The organism is Mycobacterium sp. (assembly GCF_049585075.1).
In the GTDB taxonomy this organism is placed as follows: domain Bacteria; phylum Actinomycetota; class Actinomycetes; order Mycobacteriales; family Mycobacteriaceae; genus Mycobacterium.
Map to the genome: position 1 here is coordinate 1 of NZ_JBAUZA010000312.1, position 6611 is coordinate 6611.

At 61.0% G+C, this 6611-nt stretch carries 6 protein-coding genes; 1 reads left to right on the plus strand and 5 read right to left on the minus strand.

The annotated features are described in order from the left end of the window. Positions 1-147: 147 nt before the first annotated feature. The 5 genes from WB785_RS15075 to WB785_RS15095 form a co-directional block, all read right to left on the minus strand. Entirely contained in the window at positions 148-414 is a 267-nt protein-coding gene (locus tag WB785_RS15075) for a cytochrome C oxidase subunit IV family protein (RefSeq protein ID WP_424080132.1), read from the minus strand. A gap of 2 nt (positions 415-416) precedes the next feature. Then, positions 417-1019 carry a cytochrome c oxidase subunit 3 gene (locus WB785_RS15080; protein ID WP_424080137.1) on the minus strand — a complete coding sequence of 201 codons (603 nt, stop codon included), beginning with the start codon at positions 1017-1019 and terminating at the stop codon, positions 417-419. 5 nt (positions 1020-1024) lie between these two features. Further along, a complete protein-coding gene (locus tag WB785_RS15085) occupies positions 1025-1771 on the minus strand; it encodes a hypothetical protein (protein ID WP_424080133.1) in 747 nt (248 codons plus the stop codon). Between the two features lie 455 nt (positions 1772-2226). After that, positions 2227-3480, minus strand: a complete 1254-nt coding sequence (locus WB785_RS15090; RefSeq protein ID WP_424080134.1) for a TetR/AcrR family transcriptional regulator — start codon at positions 3478-3480, stop codon at positions 2227-2229. Between the two features lie 217 nt (positions 3481-3697). Next, the gene (locus tag WB785_RS15095; RefSeq protein ID WP_424080135.1) at positions 3698-4978 is read right to left on the minus strand and encodes an amidohydrolase family protein; all 1281 of its coding nucleotides are present in this window, start codon (positions 4976-4978) and stop codon (positions 3698-3700) included. Between the two features lie 292 nt (positions 4979-5270). Between WB785_RS15095 and WB785_RS15100 the strand changes: the two genes are divergently transcribed. Beyond that, positions 5271-6473 carry a cytochrome P450 gene (locus WB785_RS15100; protein WP_424080136.1) on the plus strand — a complete coding sequence of 401 codons (1203 nt, stop codon included), beginning with the start codon at positions 5271-5273 and terminating at the stop codon, positions 6471-6473. Positions 6474-6611: the final 138 nt, after the last annotated feature.

Consider the following 6611-nt stretch of genomic DNA (forward strand, 5'->3'; position numbering starts at 1 on the left):
TGATCGCCGTTCGACCCTTCTGGTCCGGCATGTCAGCGACTGTCCACTTGCGCATGCGTACCCTTTCGCGGGTGTCTCGCTGACTCCTGCTGGCTGTCCGGGCCAGCGCAGACGACTAGGATTACCACCCTGGCCTCAACGCGTCGTCTAGAGCCACAGATACATTCCGGCGAGGACGAGCCACAGAGCGAGGCAATAGGTTTCGAAGATACCTCTGAGAATCAACGGCGCTTCGCGCAGCTCCATGAAATCCAGCCCGACATAGCGCACCTTGATCAACGCCAGTGCCAGAACCCACAAGGCAACCCCCGAACCAATGCCGTGGTGGAAACCGATCGTGAACGACACCAGCGTCGCCATGACCAGACCCAGCCAGACGACAGTGGATCGGGCGCGGAACAAAGACGAGGTCATGCTCAACTCACGAGGTAGATCAGCGGGAACAGGACGATCCAGAGGAGGTCGACCAGATGCCAGAAGCACCCGCCGCCTTCGATGAATGCCATTCTGGTCGGGCTCGGTGCGGCGACACGCGCCGCGAAGAGTAGCGATATGAGAACCACTATCCCGATCAGAACGTGCAGCAGGTGCAACCCGGTAAGGACGTAGTAGTACATGTAGAAGCTGTTCTCGGTAGGCACGTGTCCTTCGCCGACCTTGGACGAGTACTCGACGATCTTCAGACCCACGAAGGCCAGACCGCACGCGAGCGCTCCCGCCAACAATGTCCGAGCGGCTGCGCGGGCGCCAGCTCGGACGGCTCGGATCGCGGTGACCACGAGGAGGGAGCTCGTCAGAAGAATGACGGTATTCGCCAAGCCGATGCCGACATTGAGAGTATGGCGCGATGCGTCGAATAGTTCGGGGGCCTGTGCGCGTTGGCACATGAACAGGACGAAGAAAACGGCGAAAACCAGCATGTCTCCGAATAGCAGTATCCACACCCCTGGCTCTCCAGGAACGCGGGCAGGAGACGCCTCGTTGGGCTCAACTGCCTTTGAAACCTCGTTTTCGTCCATCAGCTTCATGCCGCCGGCTCCCACGTTTGCGCAGCGGCGCGCTCCTCTCTCTCCGCGGCTTCGATGTCGACGGCCTTGACTAGGAGGAACACGGTCGGGACGATCCAGACGAAGAATGCACTGACCGGAATCCACCACGCGATGATCCCGTTCCAGCCCAGCGGTCCACTTTGAATAACGTAGACACAACCACCTGGAAGGACGAGGAGTGCCATCCACAGGCTGAGGTATCCGTACCAGCGCGGGAAGGTTGGGACGGCGCGCTTGTCGATGAACACTGCCAACGCGAGGATCAATCCCTGCAACACGAGGGGCCCGACGATGCCGACCAGCAGCAGCCAGAACATGTCGCTGAGTGCCTGGATAGTCTGGGGATCGCGTTCGGGTCGGTACGCGGCCGCGACGCCGAACACCATGGCCAGAGTGAACACGAACGGGAACGTCACTGACAGGATGACCTCGGTAATCGACATGACACCCCAGTAGCCTTCGATTCGGCGCACCTGCCGGCAAAGCAGCGCAAACACGGGTGTCATGAACCACATACCGAGGATGGTCAGTCCTAATCCCAGGCGGATCGCGAAGTGATTGTCGACGTACCACTGGGCAGTCTGCTCCGCGGTGAAACCCGGATTGATCGGTGGAAGCACGCCCGCTATCAGGCCGAACGTAATTCCGAAGACCACCAACATGGCCAGCGTCGACCACGCGGCCGCCTTCTCGATCCTCACATGCATGGGTGCTCCTGTCATCGAATTCACCTGTCCCCGTGCCGTGTCCGCGCATACCGGCACCATCTCCGAGCGTGACGACCGGCATGTCGGCTTGCCCGTCAGACTGGCGATGAGCCCGAAACGCCACGTGGGTTCCGGACTGCGGCGTAACAGCCATCCTGTCGGAACGAATGCTATCTTCAGTCCGCTCGAATTGGTAGATCAATCGTTTGTTTCGCTCAGAACGAAGTTTGTAGCCGTGGCGCAACACACATGGCTTGCGTCACTCCGATCTGCGAGGCGGTTACCCGCCCGCAGAAGGCGCTGAGATGACAAGTCGATGGAAGGAATGTTGTTGCCGGGCATGGCATTCGATGGGATCGCCCACACACGGCGATGTTGATCGCAGCAAGGGTGAGACGCGGGCGTGTGGACTGATCGTTCACACGTCTCAATCGCCTCCCTTGAAGAGGGGAATTCGTCGCCGCAGAACGTCACCGCTTGCGAACGCCCCGCAACCACGTGTCGCGGGCGAGGGTCAGCGCGTCAGGGGGGGGCATTGACTCGACGATGCTCTGCGGGATCCACAGGACGCTGATCACGCAACGCGACAGCACTTCCAGTGACGTCTCCTCATTCCGGATGGCGCCGCTGTCAATGCCCTCGGAGAGCAGGCTCTTCAACCTCCGCATGCGATTAGCGAAGGCGAAACCGGGGTTCGGGGTGTCCGGAGGCGACTGTCGCATCCATGCCTGTTGAATCTTGAACTCGTCGGGAAAGTGCTTGACCGCGTTGATGTGGACCCAGCTCAGTGCGTCCATCTTCTCGATTGGAGACGAATCCGCGTTCAAAACACCCGAATAGCCCGCTGTGAGCCGCGAGCCGAACGATCGCATGATGAACGCGAGCATCTCCGGCTTGCTGCCCGCCACCCGCGTCAGTTTTCCGAGGCTCACACCCGCTGCGGCTGCGATCTCACGCACCGTCGTGATCTCGTACCCGCGCCTGCCGAACTCCGTGCGCGCCGCCGCGAAGATCCGATCGGCCTCGACGGTGAAATCGTCGGTGTCCGATGCGGAATCTCCCCATGAGCGAACGGCATCCGAAGCCGCCGCGAGCGCCTTCGAATTATCGAGTGTGGAATACCGCGGAGGCCGACGCGCTAGACCATTCAGGATGATTCGACAGAGGACGCCCGCCACCCGTTCGGACGCGGCCTTGTGGCGAACGACGTCGAGCCCGACCGTCACCATCGTTTGAAACACGCGATCCGCTAACGCGATCAGGTCGACCTCCGGCCTGACCGCTCCGAAATCCCGCGCCGAAGTAAGCGTTCGCAGCACCGCTTCGTTTATCAATTCCGGAGGGTTCTTCAGTAACTCGACGAGTTCCGGTAGCTCGCTTGGCGAATCGTAGAAGGTCATCTGCAGCGCCGCGCGATGCGCAACCGCGCAGTTCGCGATATCGGTACTTAGTCGCTCGATATCCCCGACGACGGTGCGGGCGTTCGACCGCTCCAGCCGGTGTAGCGCTTCCTCGCCGATGAGGTTCATTTCGGCGTAGTAGCGGCCCACCAGTTCGACCAGGATGGCGTCCTTGGAATCGAAGTGGTGATAGAGACTGCCCTTCAACAAGCCCGTGGCGTCCGCGATCTCACGCATTGATGTGCGCAACCCGTGGTCAGCGAGCATGGTCGCAGCGACTTCGAGGATCTGAGACCTCCGCGCACCAGTTGCGTCGGTGTCCACCGACACCGGGGTGTGGCGCGAATCGGCGTTCTTACGGCCTAGGTCGTTGTCGATGGCGAGTCTCCCGATCGGTCACGGTGCGCAGGCCCGGATGATCATCGATCCGATCCGATCCGATGCGCTCGCGACGGCGCACCGCTTGGATGAGCCTACTGCGGACTTGCTGGTGGTGAGATTAGCAGTCGGTGCGTGGTGACCTGGACCAACTCGCGCGGACTCAGGCGGGGAGACCCTTCGCGAGATCCATTACTGTGACGGCCTCAGTGCCCGTCTTCCTCAATCGTTCGGATGACCTGAAACCCAGATCGACGTCTGTGGCCTGAGCTCGAAGCGCGCCCACAGTGAGTTCATCCTTCGGTAGATGCCTAAACATCTCGAAGGAGTACAAGCGGAGGGCGTTTGAGTGCGTGATCCTGTTCACCTCGTCGTCTGGCACGTTGGTGAGATACCCGGCCAGGACCTCGGGAGAGCGGGGCCAGGTGGCATCCGAATGCGGATAGTCGCATTCCCAGGTCACCATGTCGAGGTTGAGATGATGCCGACTCTCGACGCCGAAGGCGTCGTCGATGAAGCAGAGAGCGACCCGATCCAGGAAGACCTCACTGGGCAACCTGCCGCCGAAGTCCTGGTGCGTCCACGCGCGGTGCATGGTGTAGACGCGGTCGATGCGCTCGAGGAAGTAGGGCACCCATCCGATGCCGCCCTCGGACAGGGCGAACGTGACGTCGGGGAATCGCCGCAGCATCGGTGACCAGATGAGGTCGGCCGCGGCCTGCACGATGCTCATGGGTTGCAGCGTCATCATGGTGTCGACGGGCGCATCCGGCGACGTGATCACGACTGACGACGACGAACCGATGTGGAGGTTGACCACGGTGTTCTCGTCGCTGCAGGCTCGCCAGAACGGATCCCAGTGGGGATCGTGCAACGACGGGTACCCCAGCTTCGTCGGGTTCTCGGAGAACGTCACCGCGTGGCATCCTTTCTTCGCCACGCGCCGCACCTCCTCCGCCATTAGCGTGGGATCCCAGATCGGCGGCAGGGATTGCGGAATCATCCGTCCTGGATACGCGCCGCACCACTGGTCGATATGCCAGTCGTTGTACGCCCGCAGCACGGCCAATCCGAGATCCTTGTCCTGCGCGCGAGCGAAGTACTGTCCGCAGAACTGCGGAAAGGACGGGAAGTTCATAGCGGCCGCAACGCCGTTCGCGTTCATGTCGCGGATGCGCTCGTGGATGTCGTAACAACCCTCTCGGATCTCCGAGAGCTTGGTCGGCTCCGTGCCGTACTCCTCAGGCGGCCTTCCTGCAACCGCGTTGAGACCGACGTTCGTAGCTTCCTGCCCTTCGAAAACCCATGCGTCGGTGCCGTCTTCGCGTTGGATGAGCTTGGGGACGTCGTTCTTGTACTTCGCCGGGATGTGCTTGTCGAACAGGTCGGGCGGTTCGACCAGGTGATCGTCTACGGACACTAGTACGAGATCCTGCATCTCCACGTCGAACTCCCTTGAACTGAGGCTTGTCGCCCAAAGGGACACGATTTGGCGGGCGACGGCATCGGACTGCACGCGGGTTGTCCTGCTCTTGCGGAGAAGCCTATTACGATACAAGCGTTTGGTCAATCAGAAGATCTGCGCCGGTTGCGATTGTCTCGCAATAGTTTCGGACCCTCATTGACGATAGGGGGAAGAGCGGCTACGGTCGAAACAAACGTTAGGGAACGGCTTCGCCGAACCAGATCAAGCCCGGCCGGGCAGACGAGAAGCTCGAAGCGAAGGAACCCATGTCATGACGCCGGTGAAGGCGATCGACCTTTACTACGACCCGTTCGACTTCGATATCGACGACGATCCCTACCCCGTGTGGAAGCGGATGCGTGAGGAAGCGCCGCTATATCACAACGAGAAGTACAACTTCTACGCACTCAGCCGTTACGACGACGTAGCACGGGAACTTCCGAACTGGGACACCTATCGCTCCGGGCGCGGCACGACCGCAGACATCCTGTTCAACAACATCGAGATTCCGCCGGGAATCCTGCTCTTCGAGGACCCGCCGCTTCACGACCTGCATAGACGGCTGCTATCGCGTGTGTTTACCCCCCGCAGGATGCTGGCTGTCGAGAATCTGGTACGCGGCTTCTGTGAGCGAGCCCTCGACCCGTTTGTGGGTGCGGGCGGCTTCGATGTCATCGCCCATCTTGGAGCGATGATGCCGATGCAGACAATCGGTTATCTTCTCGGCATCCCGGAGGGCGATCAGGCCAACATCCGCGACACTAACGGCGTATCGCTGGAACTGGCATCGGGTGCTACGCCTGGCGAGGCGAGCTCGAAGGTCTTCGAAGAGTCGATCACGTTGTTCGCGGAGTACATCGAGTGGCGAGCCGCCCATCCGTCCGACGACCTGATGACGGACCTGCTCGAGGCGGAGGTCGAGGAGTCCGACGGCACCAGGCGCCGATTGTCGCGCACGGAGGTTCTGTCGTACACCGCGATGATCGCTGGCGCGGGGAACGAGACGACCGCGCGTCTCATCGGCTTCATGGCGCAGCTGCTCTCCGATCACCCGGATCAGCGTCGTGAACTCGCCGCCGATCCCAGCCTCATCCCGGGGGCGATCGAGGAGACGTTGCGATTTGAGCCGCCCTCTCCGGTGCAGGCGCGCTACGTTGCGCGCGAGGCATCGCATTACGGGCAGGTGGTGCCCGAGGGGTCGTTCATGCTGCTGCTCAACGGGTCTGCAAATCGCGATGACCGCCACTTTGCCAATCCCGACGTGTACGACATCCACCGCGGGGGGAGTCATTTGAGCTTCGGACAGGGATTGCATTTCTGCTTGGGATCGGCGCTGGCCCGGTTAGAAGCGAGAGTCGCGTTCGAAGAGGTGCTGAAACGTTGGCCCGACTGGGAGGTTGATTACGCCAACGCCGAGAGGGCGCACACTTCGAGTGTCCGGGGCTGGTCACGACTGCCGGTGTCTACCGCATGATGTTGCAGCACAAACCCTTCCGGGTGTTCAAGTCAAATTTCAGCTCGTCAGCGATCGCAAATCTCGCGGACCACTCACCCGCCAGTTGATTCGAGAGGAAATCGTGGAGACATTTGAGACGGTGGATTACTTCAGTGA

Excerpts from the sequence above, each read along its gene's own strand:
- WB785_RS15075 (WP_424080132.1), bottom strand. The coding sequence starts at position 414 with ATGACCTCGTCTTTGTTCCGCGCCCGATCCACTGTCGTCTGGCTGGGT.
- WB785_RS15080 (WP_424080137.1), bottom strand. The coding sequence starts at position 1,019 with ATGGACGAAAACGAGGTTTCAAAGGCAGTTGAGCCCAACGAGGCGTCT.
- WB785_RS15085 (WP_424080133.1), bottom strand. The coding sequence starts at position 1,771 with ATGACAGGAGCACCCATGCATGTGAGGATCGAGAAGGCGGCCGCGTGG.
- WB785_RS15100 (WP_424080136.1), top strand. The coding sequence starts at position 5,271 with ATGACGCCGGTGAAGGCGATCGACCTTTACTACGACCCGTTCGACTTC.